This window comes from Rhodobacter capsulatus, from assembly GCF_003254295.1.
GTDB lineage: Bacteria > Pseudomonadota > Alphaproteobacteria > Rhodobacterales > Rhodobacteraceae > Rhodobacter > Rhodobacter capsulatus.
Genome location: NZ_QKZO01000006.1, coordinates 166,312 through 191,318, shown reverse-complemented (window position 1 = coordinate 191,318; position 25,007 = coordinate 166,312). Strand labels below are relative to the sequence as shown.

26 protein-coding genes are annotated in these 25,007 nt (G+C 67.5%); 14 read left to right on the top strand and 12 right to left on the bottom strand.

Going from position 1 to position 25,007, the window contains the following annotated elements; translation table 11 throughout:
* Positions 1-5: 5 nt before the first annotated feature.
* On the bottom strand, positions 6-884 hold the full coding sequence (locus LY44_RS10610; protein ID WP_055211851.1) for a DMT family transporter: 879 nt from the start codon (positions 882-884) through the stop codon (positions 6-8).
* Positions 881-1,546, bottom strand: coding sequence for a tRNA (5-methylaminomethyl-2-thiouridine)(34)-methyltransferase MnmD (gene mnmD, locus LY44_RS10605; RefSeq protein ID WP_055211849.1), 666 nt, complete (start codon positions 1,544-1,546; stop codon positions 881-883). The genes LY44_RS10610 and mnmD overlap by 4 nt, the downstream gene beginning before the upstream one ends.
* Positions 1,547-1,598: 52 nt before the next feature.
* Here mnmD and LY44_RS10600 point away from each other — a divergent pair, with 52 nt between their 5' ends.
* Complete coding sequence (locus tag LY44_RS10600) at positions 1,599-2,645, top strand: NAD(P)/FAD-dependent oxidoreductase (RefSeq protein ID WP_055211847.1); 1,047 nt, start codon at positions 1,599-1,601, stop codon at positions 2,643-2,645.
* A 162-nt stretch (positions 2,646-2,807) separates the two neighbouring features.
* On the opposite strand, the gene LY44_RS10595 is transcribed toward LY44_RS10600, so the two are convergent.
* The 3 genes from LY44_RS10595 to LY44_RS10585 form a co-directional block, all read right to left on the bottom strand.
* A complete protein-coding gene (locus LY44_RS10595) occupies positions 2,808-4,178 on the bottom strand; it encodes a glutamate--cysteine ligase (RefSeq protein WP_055211845.1) in 1,371 nt (456 codons plus the stop codon).
* A 63-nt stretch (positions 4,179-4,241) separates the two neighbouring features.
* Complete coding sequence (locus LY44_RS10590; protein ID WP_055256453.1) at positions 4,242-4,742, bottom strand: hypothetical protein; 501 nt, start codon at positions 4,740-4,742, stop codon at positions 4,242-4,244.
* Positions 4,739-5,464 carry a 16S rRNA (uracil(1498)-N(3))-methyltransferase gene (locus LY44_RS10585; RefSeq protein ID WP_055211842.1) on the bottom strand — a complete coding sequence of 242 codons (726 nt, stop codon included), beginning with the start codon at positions 5,462-5,464 and terminating at the stop codon, positions 4,739-4,741. The genes LY44_RS10590 and LY44_RS10585 overlap by 4 nt, the downstream gene beginning before the upstream one ends.
* Before the next feature lie 12 nt (positions 5,465-5,476).
* On the opposite strand from LY44_RS10585, the gene ubiA reads away from it, so the two are divergent.
* The 9 genes from ubiA to pgsA all read left to right on the top strand — a co-directional run bounded on the left by ubiA (position 5,477) and on the right by pgsA (position 14,565).
* A complete protein-coding gene (gene ubiA, locus LY44_RS10580) occupies positions 5,477-6,448 on the top strand; it encodes a 4-hydroxybenzoate octaprenyltransferase (protein WP_055211840.1) in 972 nt (323 codons plus the stop codon).
* A gap of 61 nt (positions 6,449-6,509) precedes the next feature.
* Complete coding sequence (locus LY44_RS10575; RefSeq protein WP_055211838.1) at positions 6,510-8,693, top strand: OmpA family protein; 2,184 nt, start codon at positions 6,510-6,512, stop codon at positions 8,691-8,693.
* A gap of 12 nt (positions 8,694-8,705) precedes the next feature.
* The gene (locus tag LY44_RS10570; RefSeq protein ID WP_013066134.1) at positions 8,706-9,035 is read left to right on the top strand and encodes a cation:proton antiporter; all 330 of its coding nucleotides are present in this window, start codon (positions 8,706-8,708) and stop codon (positions 9,033-9,035) included.
* Between the two features lie 58 nt (positions 9,036-9,093).
* Positions 9,094-9,921 (top strand): S49 family peptidase, encoded by an 828-nt coding sequence (locus tag LY44_RS10565; protein ID WP_055211836.1) that lies wholly within the window; start codon positions 9,094-9,096, stop codon positions 9,919-9,921.
* 1 nt (position 9,922) lies between these two features.
* Positions 9,923-10,090, top strand: coding sequence for a hypothetical protein (locus tag LY44_RS17945; protein WP_055211833.1), 168 nt, complete (start codon positions 9,923-9,925; stop codon positions 10,088-10,090).
* The gene (locus LY44_RS10560; RefSeq protein WP_146707228.1) at positions 10,069-10,575 is read left to right on the top strand and encodes a hypothetical protein; all 507 of its coding nucleotides are present in this window, start codon (positions 10,069-10,071) and stop codon (positions 10,573-10,575) included. Before LY44_RS17945 ends, LY44_RS10560 begins: the two co-directional genes overlap by 22 nt.
* 330 nt (positions 10,576-10,905) lie before the next feature.
* Positions 10,906-12,801: an excinuclease ABC subunit UvrC gene (gene uvrC, locus LY44_RS10555; RefSeq protein ID WP_055211829.1), complete on the top strand. Its 1,896-nt coding sequence runs from the start codon at positions 10,906-10,908 to the stop codon at positions 12,799-12,801.
* 33 nt (positions 12,802-12,834) lie between these two features.
* On the top strand, positions 12,835-13,887 hold the full coding sequence (locus LY44_RS10550) for a lysine-2,3-aminomutase-like protein (RefSeq protein ID WP_055211828.1): 1,053 nt from the start codon (positions 12,835-12,837) through the stop codon (positions 13,885-13,887).
* A gap of 48 nt (positions 13,888-13,935) precedes the next feature.
* Positions 13,936-14,565 carry a CDP-diacylglycerol--glycerol-3-phosphate 3-phosphatidyltransferase gene (gene pgsA, locus LY44_RS10545; protein ID WP_055211826.1) on the top strand — a complete coding sequence of 210 codons (630 nt, stop codon included), beginning with the start codon at positions 13,936-13,938 and terminating at the stop codon, positions 14,563-14,565.
* A 51-nt stretch (positions 14,566-14,616) separates the two neighbouring features.
* Here pgsA and plsY read toward each other — a convergent pair whose 3' ends face one another.
* Genes plsY through LY44_RS10520 form a run of 5 tightly spaced genes read right to left on the bottom strand, consistent with a single transcriptional unit; the run spans position 14,617 to position 18,530 of the window.
* Positions 14,617-15,231, bottom strand: a complete 615-nt coding sequence (gene plsY, locus LY44_RS10540; RefSeq protein ID WP_055211824.1) for a glycerol-3-phosphate 1-O-acyltransferase PlsY — start codon at positions 15,229-15,231, stop codon at positions 14,617-14,619.
* 21 nt (positions 15,232-15,252) lie between these two features.
* Positions 15,253-16,524: a dihydroorotase gene (pyrC, locus tag LY44_RS10535; RefSeq protein WP_055211823.1), complete on the bottom strand. Its 1,272-nt coding sequence runs from the start codon at positions 16,522-16,524 to the stop codon at positions 15,253-15,255.
* Positions 16,521-17,090 carry a hypothetical protein gene (locus LY44_RS10530; protein WP_055211820.1) on the bottom strand — a complete coding sequence of 190 codons (570 nt, stop codon included), beginning with the start codon at positions 17,088-17,090 and terminating at the stop codon, positions 16,521-16,523. Before LY44_RS10530 ends, pyrC begins: the two co-directional genes overlap by 4 nt.
* Positions 17,087-17,572: a hypothetical protein gene (locus LY44_RS10525; protein WP_146707227.1), complete on the bottom strand. Its 486-nt coding sequence runs from the start codon at positions 17,570-17,572 to the stop codon at positions 17,087-17,089. The genes LY44_RS10530 and LY44_RS10525 overlap by 4 nt, the downstream gene beginning before the upstream one ends.
* Positions 17,565-18,530 (bottom strand): aspartate carbamoyltransferase catalytic subunit, encoded by a 966-nt coding sequence (locus tag LY44_RS10520; protein WP_013066145.1) that lies wholly within the window; start codon positions 18,528-18,530, stop codon positions 17,565-17,567. The genes LY44_RS10525 and LY44_RS10520 overlap by 8 nt, the downstream gene beginning before the upstream one ends.
* A gap of 93 nt (positions 18,531-18,623) precedes the next feature.
* Here LY44_RS10520 and LY44_RS10515 point away from each other — a divergent pair, with 93 nt between their 5' ends.
* On the top strand, positions 18,624-19,436 hold the full coding sequence (locus tag LY44_RS10515; RefSeq protein WP_055211817.1) for a uracil-DNA glycosylase: 813 nt from the start codon (positions 18,624-18,626) through the stop codon (positions 19,434-19,436).
* A gap of 8 nt (positions 19,437-19,444) precedes the next feature.
* Here LY44_RS10515 and LY44_RS10510 read toward each other — a convergent pair whose 3' ends face one another.
* Positions 19,445-20,242: a protein-disulfide reductase DsbD domain-containing protein gene (locus LY44_RS10510; protein ID WP_055211815.1), complete on the bottom strand. Its 798-nt coding sequence runs from the start codon at positions 20,240-20,242 to the stop codon at positions 19,445-19,447.
* Positions 20,243-20,384: 142 nt separating this feature from the next.
* On the opposite strand from LY44_RS10510, the gene LY44_RS10505 reads away from it, so the two are divergent.
* A complete protein-coding gene (locus LY44_RS10505) occupies positions 20,385-20,936 on the top strand; it encodes a YqgE/AlgH family protein (protein WP_055211813.1) in 552 nt (183 codons plus the stop codon).
* Positions 20,937-21,084: 148 nt separating this feature from the next.
* Here the strand turns inward: LY44_RS10505 and LY44_RS10500 are convergent, their stop codons facing one another.
* Entirely contained in the window at positions 21,085-22,044 is a 960-nt protein-coding gene (locus LY44_RS10500; RefSeq protein ID WP_081024495.1) for an L-threonylcarbamoyladenylate synthase, read from the bottom strand.
* Positions 22,045-22,356: 312 nt separating this feature from the next.
* On the opposite strand from LY44_RS10500, the gene LY44_RS10495 reads away from it, so the two are divergent.
* Both LY44_RS10495 and LY44_RS10490 read left to right on the top strand, forming a co-directional pair.
* On the top strand, positions 22,357-23,859 hold the full coding sequence (locus LY44_RS10495; RefSeq protein ID WP_394325859.1) for an acyl-CoA dehydrogenase: 1,503 nt from the start codon (positions 22,357-22,359) through the stop codon (positions 23,857-23,859).
* A complete protein-coding gene (locus tag LY44_RS10490) occupies positions 23,856-24,887 on the top strand; it encodes an MBL fold metallo-hydrolase (RefSeq protein ID WP_055211807.1) in 1,032 nt (343 codons plus the stop codon). The genes LY44_RS10495 and LY44_RS10490 overlap by 4 nt, the downstream gene beginning before the upstream one ends.
* Positions 24,888-25,007: the final 120 nt, after the last annotated feature.

The window sequence follows — 25,007 nt, the reverse complement described above, 5'->3', positions numbered from 1 at the left end:
AAAGATCAGGGGGTTTCCGCCTTGGCCCGCGCGCGCCAGAGCGTGAAGAGCCCCGCGCAGACCACCACGGCGGCGCCAAGGGCGACATTGGGGCGCAGAATGTCGCCAAAGGCCCAGATGCCGATCCCCGAAACCCAGACCAGCTGCAGATAGGCGAAGGGCTGGATCGCCGAGGCCTCGGCGATTTCATAGGCCTGAATGAGCAGGAAATGCGCGGTGACGGCGGTGAGGCAGAGCGCCCCCATCCAGAGCCAGTCACTGGCGATCATCGGTTGCCAGAAGATCAGGCCCAAGGGCGTCATCACCAGCGCGCCGATCAGCCCCGTCCAGTAGAACGACACCGAGGCCGGGTCTTTTTTCGCCGCGAAGCGGGTCAGCAGCGAATAAAGCGCGAACAGCAGGGCGCCGAACAGCGGGATCATCGCCTCGGGGCGGAAGACGCCGTAGCCGGGTTGCAGGATGATCAGGATGCCCGCAAAGCCGATGCCGATCGCCGTCCAGCGCCGCCAGCCGACGGTCTCGCCCAGCACCGGACCCGACAGGGCCGCGACCAGAAGCGGATAGGCGGCAAAGACCGCATGGGTCTCGATCAGGCCGAGGTGGACGAAGGCCTGAATGACGATCACGATCTCAAGCACCAGAAGCAGCGCGCGGATCGTCTGCACGAGCGGCTGTTGCGTCGCGAGCGCCGCAAGCAGCCCGCCCGGGGAGCGCGCGGCGAGGGTCAGGGTGAAGAGCGCGAAGAACCAGTAGCGGATCGTCACCACCATATAGACGTTGTAGGCGCCCGAGAGATGGCGCGAGATCCCGTCCTGAATGGCGAAGATGAGCGTGACCGCCACCATCAGCCAGATGCCGCGGCCGATGTTCTGCGCGGCTCTCATGCTTTTACGCCGCGGCTCATGTGGCGTTTGCCGGCATGGCCCGGGGCGCGGGTGACGGTGAAGCCCGCCGCCGCAAGACCTCGGCGCACGAAGCCCGCGGCGGTGTAGGTGGCGAAGGTGCCGCCGGGCGCGGTGTGTCGCCCGACCTCGGCCATCAGATCTTCGCCCCACATTTCGGGGTTTTTCGCGGGCGAAAAGCCGTCAAGGAACCAGGCGTCGGCCTGTTCCGTCCAGTTCGGCAGGGTTTGCCGGACATCGCCCAGGATCAGCGTGACGGAAATGCTGCGCAGCGAAAACTGCGTCCGCCCATGCTGCATTGCAGCAATCAGCGGTTCGGCAACGGGTTCGATGTCGGGAAAGGCGGTATGGGCGCGGGCCATTTCCGAGGCCGACATCGGGAAGGCCTCGAAGCTGGTGAAGCGGATCGGCTGGTCGGTGGCAAGCGCCAGCGCCAGAAGGTTCAGCCCGGTGCCGAAGCCCAGTTCGGCGACGTGAAAGCCGGGGCGCGCGCGCGCGGGCAGGTCGTTGCCCGCCAGAAACACATGCCGGGTTTCGGCCAGCCCTCCGGTCAGGCTGAAATAGGGGTCGTCGAAACGGGTCGAAACGGGCGTCGATCCGTCGCGCCACGCAAGCGCGGCCGGGCTCTGGTCTGGGGAGGTCATCGGGGATAGTGCCTGTGGGGATGTGACGCGAGAGTGGCGAAAGGGGCAAGCGATGGCAAGAGCAGATCGGGTGACGGTGCGCGGTGGCGGGGTTTTCGGTCTGGCCTGCGCCTATGAGCTGGCGCGGCGCGGGGCAAAGGTGCGGCTGATCGAGCGGGATCGGATCGGCGCGGGCTCGTCGGGCGGCACGGTGGGCATGCTTTCGCCGCATGTGCCCGATCAGTGGAACCCAAAGAAGCAGTTCCAGTTCGACAGTCTGGTGATGTCCGAGGCCTTCTGGGCGGGGGTGAAAGAGGTCGGCGGCAAGGATCCGGGCTTTGCGCGGATCGGGCGGTTGCAGCCGCTCGCCGATCCGGCGGCGGTGACGCTGGCCGAGCTGCGGGCCAAGGATGCGGCGGCGAATTGGGGGGCGGATTATCTTTGGCGCATCGCCCCGGTGAATGAATTTGGCGCCTTCGCGCCGGTGACGCCGACGGGGCTTGTCATTCACGACACGCTCTCGGGCCGGGCCTCGCCGCGCGGCGCGGCGGCGGCTTTGGCCGCGGCGATCGAGGCTTTGGGCGGAGAGATCGTCTTTGGCGACGCGGCCGATGAGGGCATCGTGCTGCATGCGACCGGGCTTGCGGGGCTGGTCGAGCTGTCGGCGGCTTTCGGCAAGGAAGTCGGCAATGGCGTCAAGGGGCAGTCGGCGATCCTGAAGCTCGATCCCGGCCCGGTGCCGCAGATCTTTGCCGATGGCGTGCTGGTGGTGCCGCATGCGAATGGCACCGTCGGCGTCGGCTCGACCGCCGAGCGCAGCTATACCGACCCGACGTCGACCGATGACCAGCTGGAGGCGGTGCTGGAGCGGGCCCGCGCGCTGGTGCCCGCGCTGGCGGGGGCCGAGGTGATCGAGCGCTGGGCGAATGTGCGGCCGCGCTCGGTCTCGCGCTCGCCGATGCTCGGCGCCTGGCCGGGGCGCGAGGGGCATTTCATCGTCAATGGCGGCTTCAAGATCGGCTTCGGCATGGCGCCCAAGGTGGCGCAGGTGATGGCCGATCTGGTGCTCGACGGTGTCGATGCGATCCCGGCGGGGTTCCGGGTCGAGGACAACCTCTGAGGCGCTTCGAACCGCGGAAGGAAGCGGGGGGTTTGCACCCCCCAAGGGCCGCCACTGGCGGCCCGTTCGACAGGAAAGCCTTCCACTGGAAGGCTTTTCGATCCTGTCTCACCCCGCAGGATATTTGAGCCAAGGTGAAAAGAAGGCCCTGAAGCGCCTGTCTCAGTAGCTGTATTCGCCGTAGATGCGGCTCAGATCGCCCTTCCAGGCGCCGTGGTATTTCTCGAGCAGTTCATCGGCCGGAACGCGGCCGGTGTCGATGCTTTCTTCGAGCGCGTTGAGGAAATAGGTCTCGTCCGGGATCAGCCCGCCCGCACCGGGGATCTTGCGCGCCGCAAGACCGGCCTTCGAGATCGCCACCACTTCGCGCGCCAGATCGTGCATCTTCACGCCATTGCAGTCCGCTTGCAGGGCGTGTTTCGCCGATGCGATGCGCAGCCCGTCGCGGGTCTCGGCGTCCCAGTCCTTGACCAGATCCCAGGCGGCATCAAGCGCGCCCTGATCATACATCAGCCCGACCCAGAGCGCGGGCAGGGCGCAAAGACGCCGCCACGGGCCACCATCGGCGCCGCGCATCTCGATGTATTTCTTCACCCGCGCCTCGGGGAAGACGGTGGTCAGATGGTCGGCCCAGTCCGACAGCGTCGGTTTCTCGCCGGGCAGGGCGGGCAATTCGCCCTTCAGGAAATCGCGGAAGCTCTGCCCCAAAGCATTGATATACTGCCCGTCGCGGTAGACGAAATACATCGGCACATCGAGGACGTAATCGACGTAACGTTCATAGCCCATGCCGTCTTCGAAGAAGAAGGGCAGCATGCCGGTCCGCGCCGGATCGAGGTTTTGCCAGATATTCGCCCGCCAGGATTTCATCTCGTTCGGCTTGCCGTCAAGGAAGGGCGAATTGGCGAAAAGCGCGGTTGCCACCGGCTGCAGCGCCAGCGCCACGCGCATCTTCTTCACCATGTCGGCCTCGGAGGAAAAGTCGAGGTTCACCTGCACGGTGCAGGTCCGATACATCATGGTTTTCCCCATGGTGCCGACCTGGTCCATGTAGCTGTTCATCAGCCGATAGCGCCCCTTCGGCATCATCGGCATTTCCTCGGCGGTCCATTCCGGCGCCGCGCCAAGGCCGATGAACTTCGCCCCGATCCGGTCGGCGATCCGGTGCACCTCGGTCAGGTGTTCGTTCACCTCTTCGCAGGTCTGGTGCAGGGTTTCCAGGGGCGCGCCCGACAGTTCCAGCTGCCCGCCGGGTTCCAGGCTGACATTGGCGCCATTGCGGGTCAGCCCGATGATGTTGCCGCCCTCCAGCACCGGCTCCCAGCCGAAGACCTGTTGCAGCCCCTCCAGCATCGCCCGGATCGAACGCGGCCCGTCATAGGGCAGGGGCTTGAGCACATCCTTGCAATAGCCGAATTTCTCGTGCTCGGTGCCGATGCGCCAGTCGCTTTTCGGCTTCTCGCCCGAGGCCAGGTATTCGGCAAGCTGGGCAAAATCTTCGATCGGGCCGCCGCCCTGCTGGGGAATGGACATCGGACCCTCTCTTTCCTTTGGGAGACAACAGGTGGTTCTTCCGCGCCGCCAAGTCAAGCCGCCTCAGCCGGGACGGCGCCACAGGCTTTGTGCGCTGATGCGCCGATCCAGCGCGGCGGCCAGTGCGCCCATGTCGATGCCGGGCAGACCGGCAAAGGCGTCAAAGAGCTTTTCCGAGCCGGCCGCGGCCACCGGCACCAGCAGCGCCTGCCCGTCGCGGCTTTTGAGCCGCCAGAACTGGCTGTCTTTCAGCAGCAGCAGGCGGATTTCGACAAGGTCCTCCAGCGCCATGGTGCCGCCCAGCATCCCCCCGCCGGTGCCCCAATAGCCGATCCGGCCTTCGTCCAGCTCGACCACGCCCGGATCGGAGACGGGCCGGGCAAAGCGGGCGCGGCGCAGGGCCAGCACCAGCCAGCCCGCGGCAAGGGCGGCAAGGCACAGCCCCAGAGCCGCCAGAAACCAGCCGCCACGCGTCGCGACCCAGAGGCTCGCGGCGAGCGTCAGACCTGCGACATAAGCTTCGCGCTGCCGTGTCAGATGCGCGCGCAGCTCGGGTCGGATCACCGCCAGTCCCCCAGGGCCGATTGCCAAAGCGTGATCGCCGCACAGGCGGCGGTATCGGCGCGCAGGATGCGCGGCCCAAGCGACACCGGCGTGACAAAGGGCAGGCCGCGCAGCTGCCGTCGCTCGGTCTCGGAAAAGCCGCCCTCGGGGCCGACCAGAATCGCCCAGGGGCCGGGGGCAAGACCGGCCAAAGTCTGCGCCGGACCGACCAGCGATTCGTCGCCCCAAAGAATGCGCCGCGCCGGGTTCCAGGATTTCAGAATTTTCTGCAAAGTCTGCAAGTCACTGACTTCGGGAACATAAGTGCCCAGACATTGCTCGGCCGCTTCCAAAGCATGCGCCTGCAGCCGGTCCTGTTTGATCCGCGCGGCATTGGTGAATTCCGTCTGCACCGGCAGGATTTTCGCGCAACCGAGCTCCGCCGCTTTCTCGACGATGAAATCGGTGCGTTCCTTCTTGATCGGCGCGAAGAGCAGCCACAGGTCGGGCGGGTTCAGCTGCGGCGCGGCAAGGCCCAGACAGCGCAGCACGCCCGCCCGTTTCGTCCCCTCGACCACCTCGGCCGTCCATTCGCCGTCCTGCCCGTTGAACAGCGCGACCCGGTCGCTCGGGCCAAGCCGCATCACCGCAAAGAGATAATTCGCCTGATCGGCGGTCAGGGGCACGGCTTGCCCCGGCGAGAGCGGGTGAGTAACACAGAGTCGTATCTTGGCGCGTTCCATGAGGCGAAACTTATGACCGGCAAAACCGAAATGCCAGAGGCTCAGGTGACGGGACAGGTGGCCGACGCCTATCGCGGCAACTGGGTGGACCATACCGCCCCCGCTTTCAGCCGCCCCTATCTGCGGCTTGCCCGGGCCGATCGTCCGATCGGCACCTGGCTTTTGCTCTTGCCCTGCTGGTGGTCGATCGCGCTGGCCGCGGCGACCGACGGGCTGCGCGTGGTCGATCTGTGGCTGGCGCTGGGCTGCGGCCTTGGCGCCTTCCTGATGCGCGGCGCAGGCTGCACCTGGAACGACATCACCGACCGCGATTTCGACGGCCAGGTCGCGCGGACACGCTCGCGCCCGATTCCCTCCGGTCAGGTGACGCTGAGACAGGCGATGGGCTGGATGGTGGCGCAGACGGCGCTGGCGGCGGCGATCCTGTTCAGCTTCAACTGGGCGGCCATCGGCATGGGCGTTCTGGCCCTTGTCCCGGCCGCGGTCTATCCCTTTGCCAAGCGCTTCACCTGGTGGCCGCAAGCCTTTCTGGGCATCGCTTTCAACTGGGGGGCGCTGCTCGGTTGGGTCGCGCACAAGGGCAGTCTGGACCTTGCGCCGGTGCTTCTTTTTACCTCGGGGATCGCCTGGACGCTGTTTTACGACACGATCTACGCGCATCAGGACAAGGAAGACGATGCGCTGATCGGGGTGAAATCGACGGCGCGGCTGTTTGGCGCCAACACGAGCCGCTGGCTGGGGCTGTTTCTGGTTCTGACCGTCGTTCTGATGGCGGCGGCGGTGCTGCTGGCGCTGTTGCCGCTGGGCAATCCGGCGGTGCTGGCGCTCGGTCTTTGCGCGCCCTGGGCGATGGGCTGGCACATGCTCTGGCAGATGCGCAAGCTTGACATCGACGATGCCGACACCTGCCTGATGCTCTTTCGTAAAAGCCGCGATACCGGGCTGTTGGCTGCGCTGTTTCTTGCCGGTGCCGCAATCCTGTGATTGATCGCCAGGGGGGCGCCCCTTAAGACGGGGCGAACCCAAGGCGAGGAACGACATCCCCATGCGTGGCCGCATCACCCTCCTGACGACGACGGCTTTCGTCGGCGCCCTTGTGCTTTCGGCCTTCATCGCGGGTGGCTCGGCCACGATCATCGAGCAGCGCTCGCGCAAGGCGGTGAAGCTGGCGCTGGAAACCGCCAGCCATTCCTGGGTGCAGGTCGAAACCGACGGGCTGCAGGTGATCTTGCTCGGCACCGCCCCCTCCGAGGCGGCGCGGTTCCGCGCCGTCACCCTGGTTTCGACCGTGGTCGACAGTTCCCGCATCGTCGACAACACCGATGCCGAGGTGCAAAAGGCGATCGCGCCCCCCGATTTTTCGCTGCAGATGCTGCGCAATGACGAGGGGATCTCGCTGATCGGGCTCGTGCCCTCGGGCACCGACCGCAAGGCGCTGCTCGAGCGGCTGACGAAAATCGCGGGCGAGGGGGCGGTCACCGACATGCTCGAAAGCGCCGATTATCCGGTGCCGGGCGGCTGGAAATCGGCGCTGGATTTCGGCATCGCGGCGCTGACGGAACTGCCCCGCGCCAAGGTCTCGATCCTGCCCGGCAAGGTCGGCGTCGAGGCGATCACCGACAGCCCCGAACAGAAGGCCGAGGCCGAGGCGCTGCTGAACCGGCGCCGCCCGACCGAGATCCGGCTGGACGCCAAGATTTCCGCGCCGCGCCCGGTGATCACCCCCTTCACGCTGCGCTTCCTGATCGATGCCGAGGGCGCCCGTTTCGACGCCTGTTCCGCCGATACCGACCGCGCCGCGGGGCGGATCATCGCGGCGGCGCGCAAGGCGGGCGCCAAGGGCGAGCTGGATTGCACCGTCGGCATGGGCGTGCCCTCGCCGCAATGGGCCGAGGCGGTGACGATGGGTCTGGCCGCGCTGGCGCAGCTGGGTGGCGGCACGCTGACCTTTTCCGATGCCGATATCGCGCTGGTGGCGGCCGACACGACCGATCCGGCGATCTATGACCGGGTGGTGGGCGATCTCGAATCGAACCTGCCCGATGTGTTCTCGCTCAAGGCCGAGCTGGCGAAGAAGGCCGAGGCGAAGGATGCCGTGCCCGAATTCTCGGCGCTTTTGCGCGAGGATGGGCAGGTGGAGCTGCGCGGCCGCGTCACCTCGGACCGCTCGCGCGCGGCGCTGGAAAGCTTTGCCCATGCGCAATTCGGCGCGACATCGGTTTACGGCGCGACGCGGGTCGATACCGGCCTGCCCGAGGGCTGGCCGCTGCGCACGCTGACCGCGCTCGAGGCGCTGCGGCTTATGCATGACGGCGCGGTGACGGTGACGCCCGATCTGGTGCGGCTGACCGGCGTGACCGGCGACCGGCAGGCCTCGGACAAGGCGGCGCGGCTGTTTGCCCGGCGGCTGGGCGAGGCGGCGCCGATCGCGCTTTCGGTGAAATATGACCGCCGGCTGGATCCAACGCTGGCGCTGCCCGATGGCAACGAATGCGTCGCGCGGCTGAACGGGGTGCTGGCGCGCGACAAGATCGGGTTTGAGCCCAGTTCGGCGACGATCAAGCCCGAGGACGGGCCGAAGCTTGACGCGTTGGCCAAGGCGATGGCGCAATGTCAGGATTTCCGCATGGAAGTGGCGGGTCACACCGACAGCCAGGGCAGCGACGAGGGCAACCGCAAGCTGTCGCAGGCCCGGGCCGAAGCGGTGATCACCGCGCTTTCCGCGCGCCGGGTGCTGACGCGCAACCTGACCCCCAAGGGCTATGGCGAAAGCCAGCCCATCGCCGAGAATGACACCGACAAGGGCCGCGAGGCGAACCGGCGCATCGAATTCGTGCTGCTTGATGCCAAGCCGGTGGGCGGGGCCGGGCAGATCGATCTGCCGGTGACGGCGCCGGAACCGCCGAAGCCCGCGCCCGTCGCGCCGATCGAGGCGGTGCCCGATCTGGTGCTGGATGAAAGCGCCATCGCAGGCGCCGCCCCGATGGAAGACGCGCAGGGCGAGCCGATGCCGAACCCGCCCGAGACGCAACTTCCGGCGGCCCCTGCTCCGGCGGCCTCTGCGCCCGGCGTGGCCGCCCCGGAAGCCCCGACGCCGGAAGCGCCAATGACGGAGGCCGCGACGACAGATGGCGCCGAGGCGGTCCCCGTCATTCCGGTCAACCCCGCCGCGCAATCGCCCGGCCGCCCGAAACCGCGCCCGAAGAAACTGGGCGGGCGGGACAACTGAGGAGAGCCGCAGATGAACAGAACCGAATTCGTCATCGCCACGGCGATCATCCTGTTTCTGGCCTTCTGCCTGGGCTGGTTCGCCTCCTGGCTGATCCACCGGCTGACCCGGGTCACCGCGGCCGACATGGGCGAGCTGGAACAGATGGCGCAGGCGCTGCATGAGGCCGAGGAGCAGCGCGATCAGGCCGTGGCCTATGTCGAAAGCCGCGAGGCGGAGCTGACGAACCAGATCAACCAGACCGAGGCGGAGCTGCGCGCGGCGATGGACGGTCTGCGCGACGCCCGCCACGAGGCCGAGGAATTGCGCGCCTATATCGAGCGTCTGCAGGCCGAGCGGTAACGGCGGATTTCGCCGCCGCCCGCTTGCCTGCCGCCGCGCCCGCGCCTACATCGGGGGCATGGACATCACCCGCTTCCTTCCCGCCCCGTTCTTCAACCGCCCGCTGCGCGTGGCCGTCGTCCGGCTGCAGGGCGCCATCGGCCTCAGCCGTCCCGGGGCGCAGGGCCTGTCGGATGCCGCGCTGGCCGAGACGCTGGAGCGCGCCTTCCGCAAGGGCAAGCCGGTGGCGGTGGCGCTGATCATCAATTCCCCCGGCGGCTCGCCGGTGCAATCCTCGCTGATCGCGGCGCGGATCCGGGCTTTGGCGGTGGAGACCGGCCTGCCCGTCCATGCCTTCGTCGAGGATGTGGCGGCCTCGGGCGGCTATTGGCTGGCCTGCGCCGCCGATGACATCTGGGCCGATGCCACCTCGATCGTTGGCTCGATCGGGGTGATTTCGTCGGGCTTCGGCTTTGCCGATCTGATCGGCCGCTACGGGGTCGAGCGGCGGGTGCATACGGCGGGCTGCTCGAAAAGTTTCCTTGACCCGTTCCGGCCGGAAAAGCTCGAGGATGTGGCGCGGCTGACCCGGCTTCTGGAAGACATGCACCGGGCGTTCAAGGCCTGGGTGACCGACCGGCGGGGCGCGAAACTGGCTGCCGGGGCGGATCTGTTCACCGGCGAGATCTGGACCGGGGCGCAGGCGCTTGACACCGGGCTGATCGACGGGCTGGCGCATCCGGGGCCGAAACTGCGCGCGCTTTATGGCGACAAGGTGAAGCTGGTGCCCTATGGCCAACGCCGGTCCTGGCTGCGCCGCTTCGGGGCCGGGATCGCCGCCGAGGCCGCCGTTTCGGTGCTGGAGGCCGCCGAGGAACGGGCGCTTTGGGCACGGGTCGGGCGCTGACATGCTGATCAAGGCCGCGATCCTTTTCGTGCTGGTGATGGTCGGGCTGGCCTTTTTCGGCCGGTTGCGCCTGCCGGGCCGCAAGCCGCCGCTGCTCTTGCGCAAGACCTGCAAGCAGTGTGGCAGGCCGCGGATCGGGGCGGGGCCTTGTCCCTGCGGAAAGGCGTGACGATGCGGGCGTTGCTGACTGACATTCCGCCCGCCCTTGCCGCGCCGCTGACCGAGGCGCTGGCGCTTTGTGATCTGGTGCCGGTGCAGACCGACGCCTCGGTGCTGCTGCTTGGGGCCGGGGATCCGGCGCAAGCCTTGGCGCGGATCGCCGATTTCGCCGCAAGCCGTCCCGAGGCCGGGCGGGCAGGCGCCGACCGGATCGCCAGCGGTCAGGTAGTCTGGCTGCTGCCCGCGGGGCAGGCGGCGGTTCTGCAGGGCACGCTGGCGCGGGCCGCCTTGGCCCATGCGCCGCAGTTGCGGGTGAATGCGCTCCATCTTGCACCGCGCCGTCCGCCGCCTGCGCCCTGGCAGGCGGCCTGGACTGCCGCGACGCAGCATCCGGGGCCGCCGCTCCTGCCGCAGGCCTTGGCGCAGGCGTTGAGGCTGATCGTGCAGGGGCCTGCGCTGACCGGGCAAGTGGTAAATGTCGTGGCTCGCCGTTAACGCATCCCCAACCTTTCCGGGGCTGAAACGGGGGGGCTGGCGTGTTCCTCAGCGGCAAGTTGTCCACGTTTCGCGCAAGTGTAAACAAAGGGTTACAATTCTCTCAATCCTTTCAGGGGCTTGCTTTTGATGAAAATAATTTCCGATCAAAATCAATGCCTTGCAAGTCTGCCCATTTTTTAATCAACCTTGTGAAAGGGGCTTGATTCAAGGGAAATCTGCAGATCCCCAAATCTTTCCCACGAACTTATCCACAGAAACGGTGGAAAGCTTTCCCCTTGAATTTGGCGAAGCATGGTTGCAACCCGGACAGAGAATCAGAGGGCCAGAATGACGGACGGATTTGATCTTCCCGATGATGCCGCGACGCAGCAGGGTCTGCGGTTGAAAGGCCATGCGCTGATCGCGGATTACGTCAGCCGTCTTGACGGATCTCCGGGCGTCTATCGCATGCTCAATGCGGCGCAGGAGGTGCTTTACGTCGGCAAGGCGCGCAACCTGAAGGCGCGTGTGTCGAATTATGCGCGCACCACCGGCCATTCTGGCCGGATCGCGCGGATGATTTCCGAAACCACCCACATGATGTTCCTGACCACGCGCACGGAAACCGAGGCGCTGCTTTTGGAGCAAAACCTGATCAAGCAGCTCAAGCCGCGCTACAACGTGCTCTTGCGCGACGACAAGAGCTTTCCCTATATCCTGATCGCCGGGGATCACCCGTTTCCGATGATCCGCAAGCATCGCGGCGCGCGCAACGTCAAGGGCGCCTATTTCGGGCCCTTCGCCAGTGCCTCGGCGGTCAATCGCACGCTCAACCATCTGGAACGGGCGTTTCAGCTGCGCAACTGTTCGGATGCGATGTTTTCGTCGCGCACCCGGGCTTGTCTGCAATATCAGATCAAGCGCTGTTCCGGCCCCTGCGTGGGCAAGATCAGCGAAGACGACTACCGCCGCACGGTGGCTGACGCGCAAAGGTTCCTGGAGGGGAAATCCTCAAGCATCCAGCAGGAGCTGGCGGCCGAGATGAGCGCGGCCTCGGAGGCGATGGAATATGAGCGCGCGGCGGCGCTGCGCGACCGGATCGGCGCCTTGACGACGGTGCAGCAAAGTCAGGGCATCAACCCGCGCAGCGTGGCCGAGGCCGATGTGGTCGCGGTGCATCTGGAAGGGGGCCAAGCCTGCGTGCAGGTCTTTTTCATCCGCGCGCATCAAAGCTGGGGCAACCACGATTTCTACCCGCGCACCGGCGCTGGCGCCGAGGAGGCCGAGGTGCTGGAGGCCTTTCTGGCGCAGTTCTACGATGCGAAAGAACCGCCGAAGACGATCCTGCTGTCGCATGAGATCGAGGATGCCGATCTGATGGTCGATCTGCTCTCCACCCGCGCCGGGCGCAAGGTGGAATTGGCCGTGCCGAAGCGCGGCGAAAAGGCGGAACTGGTTGAAAACGCGCTGCGCAACGCGCGCGAAAGTCTGGGCCGCAAGATGTCGGAATCGGCGGCGCAGGCGAAATTGCTGCAGGGGGTGGCGCAGGCCTTCGGGCTGGAAAAGCCGCCCGCGCGGATCGAGGTTTACGACAACTCGCATATTCAGGGCGCCCATGCGGTGGGGGGCATGATCGTCGCGGGGCCCGAGGGGCTGATGAAATCGTCTTACCGCAAGTTCAACATCAAGGGCGAGGATCTGACCCCGGGCGACGATTTCGGCATGATGAAGGAGGTTCTGACCCGCCGCTTCGAGCGGCTTCTGCGCGAGGATCCCGAGCGCAAGACCGATCTCTGGCCCGATCTTTTGCTGATCGACGGCGGCGCGGGGCAGGTCTCGGCGGTGCATGAAATCATGGTCGCGCTGGGGGTGCAGGACATCGCGATGGTCGGCGTGGCGAAGGGCATCGACCGCGATCTGGGCAAGGAGGAATTCCACCGCATCGGCCATCGTCCGATGGCGCTGCCGCGGCAGGATCCGGTGCTTTACTACATCCAGCGGCTGCGCGACGAGGCCCACCGCTGGGCGATCGGCGCGCATCGGGCGAAGCGGGCGAAAGCCACGATGGCCAATCCGCTCGATGAGATCCCCGGCATCGGGGCGACGCGCAAACGCGCGCTGCTGGCGCATTTCGGCTCGGCCAAGGCGGTGTCCCGCGCCGGGCAAAACGATCTGATGGAAGTTCCGGGGATTTCTGCCGCCACGGCCGAGACGATCTGGAACTTCTTCAACGATCGGGGTTGACGGAAGGGCGGCCCCGGCGTAGCGCCCGCCCCCATGACCGCGCCCGTGACCACCGCCCTGACCCGCCCCGAAGACCTTCTGACCGAGGGTCTGGTGACGCCCGCAGACATGCCCGCCTTGGCGCAGGTGGCGGGGCATTTCCGCATCCGCGTCACCCCCGCGATGCGCGCGGCGATTACCGCGCCCGCGGATCCGGTGGCGGCGCAATTCGTGCCCACCGCGGCGGAACTGATCACCCGGCCCGAGGAGCGCGCCGATCCGATCGGCGATGCCGTGCATTCCCCCGCGCCCGGGCTGACGCATCGCTACCCCGATCGGGCGATCTTGCACATTACCAAGACCTGCGACGTCTATTGCCGCTTCTGCTTCCGCCGCGAAACCGTGGGCGAGACCGGGCCGCTGCCCGAAGGCGATCTGGAACAGGCGCTCGATTACATCGCCGCGACCCGCGGCTTGCGGGAAATCATCCTGACCGGCGGCGATCCGCTGACGCTCTCGCCCCGCAGGCTCGAAGACGTGCTGACCCGGCTTTCGGCCATTCCGCACCTCACCACCTTGCGCTTTCATTCCCGCGTGCCGGTGGTGGCGCCCGAGCGGATCACCCCCGCGCTGGTCGCGCTTTTGCGCGCGCAACGCCCCGCGGTCTGGGTGGTGGTGCACACGAACCACGCGCAGGAGCTGACCGCGCCCGCCCGCGCGGCGCTTGCGCGGCTGGTCGAGGCGGGCGTGCCGCTTCTGTCGCAATCGGTGCTGCTCAAAGGCGTGAACGACAGCCACGATGCGCTGCGCGATCTTTTCCGCGCGCTGCAGGACTGCCGGGTGAAACCCTATTACCTGCATCATTGCGACCTGGCCCAGGGCACCGGCCATTTCCGCACCACGATCGTGGCGGGCCGCGCGCTGATGGCCGGGCTGCGCGGGCATTTGAGCGGCGCGGCGATCCCGACCTATGTGCTTGATATCCCGGGGGGCTTCGGCAAGGTGCCGATCACCGCGGATCATCTCGCCCCGGGGGCCCGGCCGGGCCTGTGGCGCGTCACCGACTGGCAGGGCGGCGTTCACGATTACGCCGACCCCGCAAGCTGAGTGTCGCACCCCCTTTCCCTTGCACACGCCCGGGGCTAGGGTGCGGGCATGAGATGGAACCTGCCCAATACGCTGACCGTTTTGCGCCTGATCGCCGCCCCCGGCGTCGCGGTGATGTTCCTGTATTTCGCCCGTCCCTGGGCGGATTGGTTCGCCCTGACGCTGTTCATCGGCGCCGCCATCACCGACTGGTTCGACGGCTATCTGGCGCGGGCCTGGAAACAGGAAAGCAAGTTCGGCGCCATGCTCGACCCGATTGCCGACAAGGCGATGGTGGTGATCGCGCTGGTGGTGATCACCGGCTATTCCGGCATGAACCCCTGGCTCATTCTGCCCGCGACGGTGATCCTGTTCCGTGAAGTCTTTGTCTCGGGCCTGCGCGAATTCATTGGCGCCGATGCGGGCAAGCTCAAGGTCACGAAACTGGCGAAATGGAAGACCACGGCGCAGATGGTGGCGATTGCCATCCTGTTCCTTGGCACCGGGCTGGATTATCTGGAAACCGGCCGCGCGCCCCGCGCGGGCGAGGGGGATCTGCCGAATTTCGCCTCGCTGGCCGATCTGGCCAATCACGTCGGTCTGGTGCTGATCTGGGTGGCCGCGGTGCTGACCGCGATCACCGGCTGGGATTATTTCCGCAAGGCGCTGCCCTTCCTGCGCGATCACAAGGACAGCTGAGGGACCGGGACGGCTGAGCGACCGGGACAGCCGGGAACCCGGCCGAAGGCGTTACGCCTTCTTGCCGATCTTCGGTTCGGTGCCTGCCAGGATCCGCTCGATATTGGCGCGGTGCCGCACGAAGATCAGCACCGCCATCAGCGCAGTTACCGGCATATAGGCCTGATCGCCCAGCACGAAGGCCAGCGGCACCGCCCCCGCCGCTGCCACCAGCGCCGAAAGCGAGGAAATCCGCCCGACCGCCGCCGCGATCAGCCATGTGCCGCAGGCGCCAAGACCCAAAAGCCAGTCCAGCGCAATCAGCGTGCCAAGAAAGGTCGCAACCCCCTTGCCGCCCTTGAACTTCAGCCAGACCGGGTAAAGATGCCCGATGAAAGCCGCGCCCCCCGCGACCACCGCCGCGGTGTCGTTGCCCTCCAGAAGCGCGCGGGCGATCAGCACCGCCACCGCCCCCTTGGCGCCATCGAGGATCAGCGTCGCCGCCGCCGCCGCCTTGTTGCCGGTGCGCAGCACATTCGTCGCGCCGATATTGCCCGAGCCGATCTGACGCAGATCGCCCAGACCGAACGCCTTGGTGATCACCACGCCAAACGGCACCGAGCCCAGCAGGTAGCCAAGCCCCGCCACCGCCAGAAGCAGCATTGCCCCCGCATGCAGATCCGCCATCCTTGCCCCCGTCCGTTCTTGTTATGCCTGCCCGTGAACCTGCACCCCGCCGACGAAAGTGGCAAGCACCTTGCCCGTCAGCCTGGCGCCGTCAAAAGGCGTGTTCTTCGATTTCGACGCCAGCGTGAAGCGATCCAGCACAAAGGGCGCCTCCGGGTCGAACAGCACCAGATCGGCCGGACTTCCCTCGCAAAGACGGCCCTGCGGCAGCCCCATCAGCCGCGCCGGGTTGAGCGCAAGCGCCGCAAAGAGCCCCGGCAGGTCGATGCTTCCTGCGTGATAAAGCCGCAGCGCCGCGGGCAGCAGCGTTTCCAGCCCGACCGCACCGGCTGCCGCCTCCTCATAGGGCAGGCGTTTTGATTCCTCGTCGGCCGGGGTGTGCATCGAACAGAGAATGTCGATCACGCCCTCGGCCAGCGCCTGCACCATCGCCAGACGGTCGTCTTCGGACCGAAGCGGCGGCGTCAGCTTGAAGAAGGTGCGGTAATGGCCGACATCGAATTCGTTCAGCGTCAGGTGATGCACCGAGATCCCCGCCGTCACCGGCAGCCCGTCGGCCTTGGCGCGCGCCAGCGCGGGCAGGGCGCGGGCGGTGGTGATCTGATCGGCGTGATAGCGCACCCCGGTCATCTCGACCAAGGCCAGATCGCGATCGAGCCCCATCCGTTCCGCCATCGGGCTGACCGCGGGCAGGCCGCGCAGGGACGCGAACTTGCCCGAGGTGACGGCGGCGCCTTTCGACAGCCCCGGCTCCTGCGGGTGGCACAGCACCAGCGCCCCCAGACTGCGGGCATAGGTGAAGGCGCGGCTCAGAACCTTGGTATCGGCGCAGACGTGATCGGTGTCGGTGAAGGCGATGGCGCCCGCATCCATCAGAAAGCCGATCTCGGTCATTTCGCGGCCCGCGCGGCCCTTGGTCAAGGCCGCCATGTGACGGATGCGGACCGGCGCCTCGGCGGCGCGGCGGGTGACGAATTCCAGTGTCTCGGGCGTGTCGATGGCGGGGCTGGTGTCGGGACGGGCGATGATCGTGGTGACGCCGCCGCGCGCGGCCGCCAGCCCGGCGGTGCGGAAGCTTTCCTTGTGGCGTTCCCCCGGCTCGCCGATCTTCACGCCGATATCGACGATCCCGGGCGCCAGGCATTTGCCGCCGCAGTCGATCACCCGGGCATCCGCGGGGGCCTGCATCTGCCCGATCGCGGCGATGATGCCGCCATCCACCACCAGATTGCCCAGCGTCTCGGTGCCCGCTTCGGGGTCGATCAGCCGGGCGTTTTCGAAGAAAAGGGTCATCGCAGCGCCTCCCGGGCGTTTCGCAAGATCGCAAAGACTTCGGGCGCATCGAGGATGCCCTGAAAGCCGATCTCCTGAGTTTTCGTGCCGCGCAAGCGGCTGGCAAAGATCACGCCGCCCGTCTTGTCGCCGCCCACAAGCCGCAAGGGCATCTCGGCGGTGATCGGATGGATGTCGAGCTGTCGCCCCCTCAGCGGATGGCGCCGCGCGATATAGGCGGCCCGCGTCGACAGGGTAAAGGCGGTTCCGGTGCGTTGCAGCCGTTCGGCCCAAAGGGCTGCTGCGGCAAGGCCAAGGCCCGCCGCGATCAGCACCCCGCCCGTCAAGTCCGAAAGCACCGCCCCCGCAACGACCAGCCCCCCCCCCGCCAGCAGCGCCGGAGCAAGGTGTTTCCAGCCGATCCGGCGCAACGGATGGCCCTGCCACAGAATGCGTTCGCCCGGGACCATCACGCCCTCCCAGCCTTCGGGGACCGCGGTCGGATCATGCGGGACCTCGGTCAGGGCCCGTTCGGATGGCGGCAGCGGCGGCTCCGCCCCCCGCGGGGTGGGGCGCGGCGGTCTCATCGCACCTCCCGGGCCCGGCGGGACTTGGCCGCTTCGATCGCCGCGACGACCGGCGCGGCTTCGGCCAGATGCCGGATCAGATGCTTGTCGCCCGATTTCGTCACGATCTGCACATCGCCGATCAGCGAGCGCACCCTCTCGATTTCCAGCAGCATCGCCTGCTTGCCCTGCGGCCCGATCAGGCGGCGGTCGGTCAGCTGCCAGCGCCGCGCGAAGGCCTCGGATCGGAACCACGCCGCCCGCGCCGCCATGCCGATCAGGATCGCGAGGATCGCCACCGGGATCTGCTCGGTCTTGCCCAGCCAGACCAGCACCGCCGAGACCAGCACTGCCCCCAGCCCGCCCAGCACCAGATGGTCCATCCAGTAGCGGCGCAGATCGGGCAGGAACACCTGAGAGACCTTCTCGCCGGGTTCCAGCGGCAATTCGCTGTCGGTTCCGGGGCGATAGTTGAGGACGGAATCGCGTTTCATCTCAGACATGCGCCGCCTCCAGCGCGGCGCGGCCGCGTTCGGCGCGCAGGTTCTGCGCCAGCAGATCCATCACCGCCATCCGCACCGCGACGCCCATCTCGACCTGCTCCTGAATCACCGAACGGTTGATGTCATCGGCGATCGTGCCGTCGATCTCCACGCCGCGGTTCATCGGCCCCGGATGCATCACGATCGCATCGGGTTTCGCATAGGCGAGCTTTTCGGCATCGAGCCCGTAGCGGTGGAAATATTCGCGTTCCGACGGGATGAACCCGCCGTCCATCCGCTCCTTTTGCAGCCGCAGCATCATCACCACATCGGCATCGCGCAGCCCTTCGCGCATGTCGTCGCAAATCTCGGCGCCGATATCGCCAAAGCCCGCGGGCATCAGCGTCGGCGGCCCGACCAGCCGCACCCGGTTTTCCATCTTGCCCAGCAACAGCAGGTTCGACCGCGCCACCCGGCTGTGCGCGACATCGCCGCAAATCGCCACCGTCAGCCGCTGGATCCGGCCCTTGGCACGCCGGATCGTCAAGGCATCCAGAAGCGCCTGCGTCGGGTGCTCGTGCCGCCCGTCGCCCGCGTTGATCACCGCGCAATTCACCTTCTGCGCCAGAAGATCGACGGCGCCAGACGAGGGATGCCGCACCACCAGCAGATCGGGATGCATCGCGTTCAAGGTCAGCGCGGTGTCGATCAGGGTCTCGCCCTTTTTCACGCTCGAGGTCTGCATCGACATGTTCATCACATCGGCGCCCAGCCGCTTTCCGGCCAGCTCGAAACTGGATTGCGTCCGCGTCGAATTCTCGAAGAACATGTTGATCTGCGTCAGCCCCGCCAGCGCATCGGTGCGCTTCACGGTGCGGCGGTTCAGATCGACATAGCTGTCTGCAAGATCAAGAACGGAACGGATGTCTTCCGGCGAGAGATGCTCGATCCCCAGAAGATGGCGGGCGCGAAAAGCCATGACGTCCTCCGATGTTGTCGGGCCGCTTATGGCAAATGGGGGGGGCTGCGTCCAGCGGCTTTACCCCCGTGTCGGGGCATGCGATGGAAAGCCATGGAGACTCGCCCCGGCCCCGAGATCAGCTACGATGCCGCCCTTGCCGCTTTCGAGTGGCTGATCGAGCTTGGCGCCACCGATCCGGTGGGCGATGAACCGGTGAACCGCTACGCGCTTGTGACCCCCGAACCCGCGCCGGCCCCCCCGCCCGCCACCGAGACCCGCGCGCCGCGCCCCGCGCCGGTGTTGGTGCCGGTCGACACCGTCGATCCGGTGGCGGTGGCCCGCGGGCTTGCCGCGCGGGCGATGACGCTTGAGGATCTGCGCGAGGCGATCCTCGGCTTTCCGCATTGCCCGCTGAAACTCGGCGCCCGCAACACGGTCTTTTCGGATGGCAACCCGAAAGCCCGGGTGATGCTGATCGGCGAGGCCCCGGGCAAGGATGAAGACGCGCAGGGCAAGCCCTTTGTCGGCCGCGCCGGTCAGCTGCTTGATCGGATGCTGGCGGCGGTGGGGCTGGATCGCGGCTCGCCCGATCCGGCGACGGCGGTCTATATCACCAATGTCATGCCCTGGCGGCCGCCCGGCAACCGCGAGCCGGAGCCCGCGGAAATCGCGATGATGGGGCCGTTTCTGGCCCGGCATGTCGAGCTGGTCGATCCCGATCTGATCGTTCTGATGGGCAATACCGCCTGCGCGGCGGCGCTGAATGCGCGCGGCATCACCCGGCTGCGTGGCACCTGGGCTACGGCCTTTGGCCGCCCCACCCTGCCGACGCTGCATCCGGCCAATCTGTTGCGCACGCCGATCAACAAGCGGCTGGTCTGGGCCGATCTGCTCGAATTGCGCGCGAAGCTGAACGCGCTCTAGGGGCCGGGTCAGGGCGCCGGGCAGCCGTCGATCTCGACCGCATCGCCGTGGCTGACCACCGTGATGCGCAGATCCTTGCGGTCCAGATCGAAGGGCTGCGCGTCCTCGGGCACGAAATCGACGCTGGCCAGAAGCGCCGCGCCCTGCCGGTCGATCTCGGGGTCCGAAACCCACATCGGCCGCGAGCGCAGCTCGAAAAGCGCGGTTTCCCCCGCCGCTTGCGGCAGGTCGATCCGGGCGGCGACGCGGACGCCGTCGCGAATGGGGGTCAGGGTGCAGCGGGCCAGCCCGGGCGCGGGGCGCGGGGCGGCCGCCATCGCCGCCGCGATTTCGGGATCTTCGGCGCCGGGGCCGGACAGGTCTTTCGTCAAGGCGACGCTGACCGGCACGCAGACCTCGTCGCAGATGCCGAAATCCAGGCTGGCGGTCAGCGAGACCGGCGCCTCGGGCGCCTTCGGGGTGATCTGCAACGGCAGCACCAGCGTGTCGTGATAGCCGACGGTGTTCATCCCGTCGCTTTCGAAAACCTCGGGGGCGGGCCAGATCAACTGCAGCGCCGCGACATTGCCCGAGGCGGAGAAATCGAACTGCGGCGGCACGCCGACATCGCCCGGCACGCGCCAATAGGTCTTCCAGCCCGGGGCAAGGACAATGCGGATCGCGGCGATGCGGCTGCCGTCCCTTTCCTGCCAGCCCGGCAACAGCGCGGCGGACAAAAGCCCCTCTCCCAAAGGCGGGACGTCCTCGGCCGCGGCGGCGACGGCAAGGCTCTGGCACAGGACAAGGGCGAAAATGGGCAGTCGCATGATCCTGCGATAGCCGCGGCTCCGGGATCGGCCAAGTCACAAACGCGACAGGAGAATGCGGACAGGGCGTCGCCGGGGCTTGATTGCAACGCCGAGCGGGACCACCTTTGACAAAGGGGCAGGGCAGGCGCGGGAGAGCGGCATGGATCTGAGCGGCAAACTTCTGATCGCGATGCCGGGCATGGGCGATCCGCGGTTCGAGCATTCGGTGGTGGCGATGTGCTCGCATTCGGCCGAGGGGGCGATGGGGATCATCGTCAACAAGCCGCTGCCGAAACCGCCGATGGAGGATCTGCTGGATCAGCTCGGGATTGCCGTGACCGCCTCGGACCGCGGCTCGGCGCCGCTGTTCTTTGGCGGCCCGGTGGAGACCGGGCGCGGGTTTGTCCTGCATTCGGCCGACTGGTTCGCTGCGACGATGCCGGTGGGCGAGGGGCTGGCGATGACGGCGACGCGCGACATTCTGGAAGAGATCGCCGCCGGGCGGGGGCCCTCGCGGGCGATTCTGGCGCTGGGCTATGCGGGCTGGGGGCCGGGGCAGATCGAGCGGGAAATCCTCGACAACGGCTGGCTGGTGGCCGAGGGCAATGCGGCGCTGGCGCTGGATGGCGATCACGCGACGAAATGGACGCGCGCGCTGGGCACGATGGGGATCGATCCGCGCACGCTTTCCGCCGCGGCGGGCCACGCCTGAGGCCGGGCTGGGGGGCGCTGCCCCCCGTCCTGCGGACTCCCCCCGGGATATTTGAGGCAAGATGAAAGCCAATCCGGGTTTTGGTTCATCTTGCCTCAAATATCCCGGGGGTGAATTTTGGCGCAGCCAAAAGAGGGGGCAGCGCCCCCTATCCCCGCGGGGCGGCGGCGCGGCGCAGCCGGTCGTTGATCGCGCGGCCAAGCCCGGTTTCCGGGATCGGCGCGATGGCGATGGTGGTGGCGCCGCGCGCGGTGGCGAGCTTGTCGGCCACCCGCAGCATCGCGAAAAGCTTCGTCGCCGCCTCGACCGGATTGGCCGTCGCCGAGAGTGTCAGATCGGCCGCGGGGCCGGGGCCGAAGCCAAGGTAGATCTCGCCCGGGCGCTTCTCGGTCGCCTCAAGCCGCACCGCCGCACCGGGGGCGTAATGCGAGACCAGCTGGCCGGGCGCGTTCGGCTTGACCGCATCGCCGCCAAAGGCGAGCGGCTGGCCCAGAGCCTTTTCCAGCGTTTCGACATCGACCCCGCCGGGGCGCAAGAGCGTCGGCGGCTCCAGGCCGAGGATGGTCGATTCGACCCCCACCGCACAGGCGCCGCCATCGACCACCGCCGCGATCCGGCCCGAGAGCCCCTCGAGCACGTGATCCGCCTCGGTCGGGCTGACCTTGCCGGACGGGTTGGCCGAGGGCGCCGCGAGCGGCCCGCCAAAGGCCGCAAGCAGCGCCCGCGCCACGGGATGCGCGGGCATCCGCACCGCCACCGTGGCCAGCCCGGCGGTGACCAGATCGGAGATCCCGGCCTCGGGGCGCGCGGGCAGAACCAGCGTCAGCGGGCCGGGCCAGAACCGGGCAGCGAGATCGCGGGCCTGATCCGAGAAGATCGCGACCTGTTCGGCCATCGCCATGTCGGCCACATGCACGATCAAGGGGTTGAACTGCGGGCGGCCCTTGGCGGCATAGATCGCCGCGACGGCCGCCCCCTGACGCGCATCACCGCCCAGGCCATAGACCGTCTCGGTCGGGAAGGCGACCAGCTGACCTGCCCGCAAAAGCGCGGCCGCGCGGGCCAGCCCCGCGGCATCCGTCCCAAGACGTTCGGTCATTTCCTGCATCCCACCCTCGTGACGCTGCGTTGCGGTGGACGGGGGCTTCCCTTGCGGTAACCTTTCCCCGAAACCGACCCGAATTTGCCCCACGCATACGCGCCCCGGCCCCGTTTGCCAAGCGCGCCACAGGAGACCGTCATGGCCTATCGCTCGCCCGTTGCCGATATCCGCTTCATCCTTGACAAGGTGGTGCCGCTGGCCCCGGTGGCGGCGACCGAACGCTTTGCCGAGGCCACGCCCGAGACGGTGGAAGCCGTGCTGACCGAGGCCGGAAAGCTCTGCGACGAGGTGATGGCGCCGCTTTTGCGCGCGGGCGACCTGCATCCGGCGCGGCTGGAAAACGGCGTCGTGCGGAGCTCGCCCGGGTTCAGGGAAGCGTATCAGCAGATCGCCGAGGGCGGCTGGATCGCTGTCGCCGCGCCGCATGACTATGGCGGCATGGGCCTTCCGCAGACGATCTGCGTGGCGGTGAACGACATGATGTCGGGGGCCAATCTGGCGCTGCAGCTCAATCCGCTGCTGACGCAGGGCCAGATCGAGGCGCTGGAACACCACGCCAGCGAGGAGATCAAGGCGCTTTACATTCCGAAGCTGATTTCGGGCGAATGGTCGGGGACGATGAACCTGACCGAGCCGCAGGCGGGCTCGGATGTCGGCGCGCTGCGCAGCCGGGCGGAGCCTTTGGGCGATGGCACCTATGCGATCACCGGGCAGAAGATCTTCATCTCCTGGGGTGATTCCGATGTGACCGAGAACATCTGCCATCTGGTGCTGGCGCGGCTGCCCGATGCGGCGCCCGGCACCAAGGGGATCAGCCTCTTCATGGTGCCGAAATATATCCCCGACGCGGCGGGCAAGCCCGGGGTGGCGAACACGCTGGGGGTGGTGTCGCTCGAACACAAGATGGGCCTGCATGGCTCGCCCACCTGCGTGATGAGCTTTGACGGCGCCAAGGGCTGGATGGTGGGCGAACCCGGCAAGGGCATGGCGGCGATGTTCACGATGATGAACAACGCCCGTCTGGCGGTCGGCGTGCAGGGGATCGGCGTGGCGGAAGCGGCGTTCCAGCAGGCGCTGAGTTATGCGCAGGAGCGGGTGCAGTTCTCGCCGATCATCCAGCATGCCGATGTGCGCCGGATGCTGGCCGAGATGCGCGCCGAGATCTTTGCCGCGCGCGCGATCGCGCTTGCCTGTGCCGTCGCGCTCGACATGGGGCGGGCGACGGGCGAGGAGCATTGGCTGGCCCGCGCCGCGCTTTTGACGCCGATCGCCAAGGCTTACGGCACCGATACCGGGATCTGGGTGGCCGAACAGGGCGTGCAGGTGCATGGCGGCATGGGCTTCATCGAACAGACCGGCGCGGCGCAATATTGCCGCGACGTGCGGGTGACGGCGATCTATGAGGGCACGAACGGCATTCAGGCGATGGACCTTGTCGGGCGCAAGATGGCCGATGACGGCCGGGCCGCGTTCCGTCTGCTGCAGGAAATCGAGGATGCCGCGAAAGCCGCGCGCGAGGCTTTGCCCGATCTGGCCGAGGCGGTCTGGCAATCGGCCGAGACCCTGCGCGAGCAGACGGAATGGATGATCGCCCAGGGCACGCAGGACCGTTTCGCCGGGGCCGTGCCTTACCTGCGTGCCTTTGCGCGGGTGCTTGGGGCGCATTACCACCTGCGCGCGGCGCTCGAAGGGGGCGCGCATCAGAAGCTGGCAGCCGTCTACATCCGCCGTCTTCTGCCGCAGGCCGAGGCGGCTTTGGCGGCGGCACGGGCGGGGGCGGTTGACCTTTTCGCGCTTTCCCCCGAAGACCTTGGGGCATGAAACAACGATCCGGTCTGAGCTTCCCCTTTGAAACCGCCCCCGCCTTCGGCGAGCCCCTGGAGGTCGCCGAGGGCGTGCTTTGGCTGCGCCTGCCGCTGCCGATGGCGCTTGATCACGTCAATGCTTACGCGCTGGATGACGGCGACGGCTGGACGCTCGTTGATCCCGGCATCGACAGCCGCGCCTGCCGCGCGGCCTTGCAACAGGCGCTGGATGGGCCGCTGGCGGGCAAGCCGGTCACGCGCGTCATCGTCACCCATTACCACCCCGATCACATCGGTCTGGCGGGCTGGCTGCAGGCCCGCGGTGCCGAGCTTTGGACGACGCGGACGAGCTGGCTTTTTGCCCGCATGCTGATGCTGGATGAACAGCCCCTGCCGGTGCCCGAAACGCTGGCCTTCTGGAAAGCCGCGGGGATGGACCCCGACCTGTTGGCGCGGCGGGCGCAGGAACGGCCCTTCAACTTTGCCGATTGCGTGCATCCGCTGCCGCTTGGCTTTCGCAACATGGTCGAGGGCGATCTGATCCACGCCGCCGGGCGGCGCTGGCGGGTGCGGATCGGCCAGGGCCATGCGCCCGATCACGCCACGCTCTGGAGCGAGGACGACGGGCTGATCCTCGGCGGCGATCAGCTTCTGCCCGGGATTTCCGCAAATCTGGGCGCCTATGCGACCGAGCCGCTCGCCGATCCGGTGGCCGACTGGCTGGCCGCCTGCCGTGCCTTCCAGCCGCTGGCGCGCGAAGATCAGCTGATCCTGCCCGGTCACAAGCTGCCCTTTCTTGGCCTGCCGCTGCGCCTGCACCAGATGATCGAGAACCACGAGGGCGCGCTCGCCCGCTTGCGCGCGGTTCTGGCCGAGGCCCCGCGCAGCGCCACCGACTGTTTCCCGGTGCTGTTCAAGCGGCCGGTCGGCGAGGCGGAATATGGCATGGCGCTGGTCGAGGCGGTGGCGCATCTCAACCACCTGTTCCTGCGCGGCGAGATCACCCGGCAGGCCCGCGACGGCGTCTGGCTCTGGTCCGCCTGAGGCCCGTGGCGCCGAATAGACACTTTTCGGGAAAACGCGCCCGTGGTCCGCGCGGCCGGTTGCCCCTGCCCGCGGGGCGTGCTTAACCCCCTTTCGACGTTCATTTCCTGCCGCCGAGGG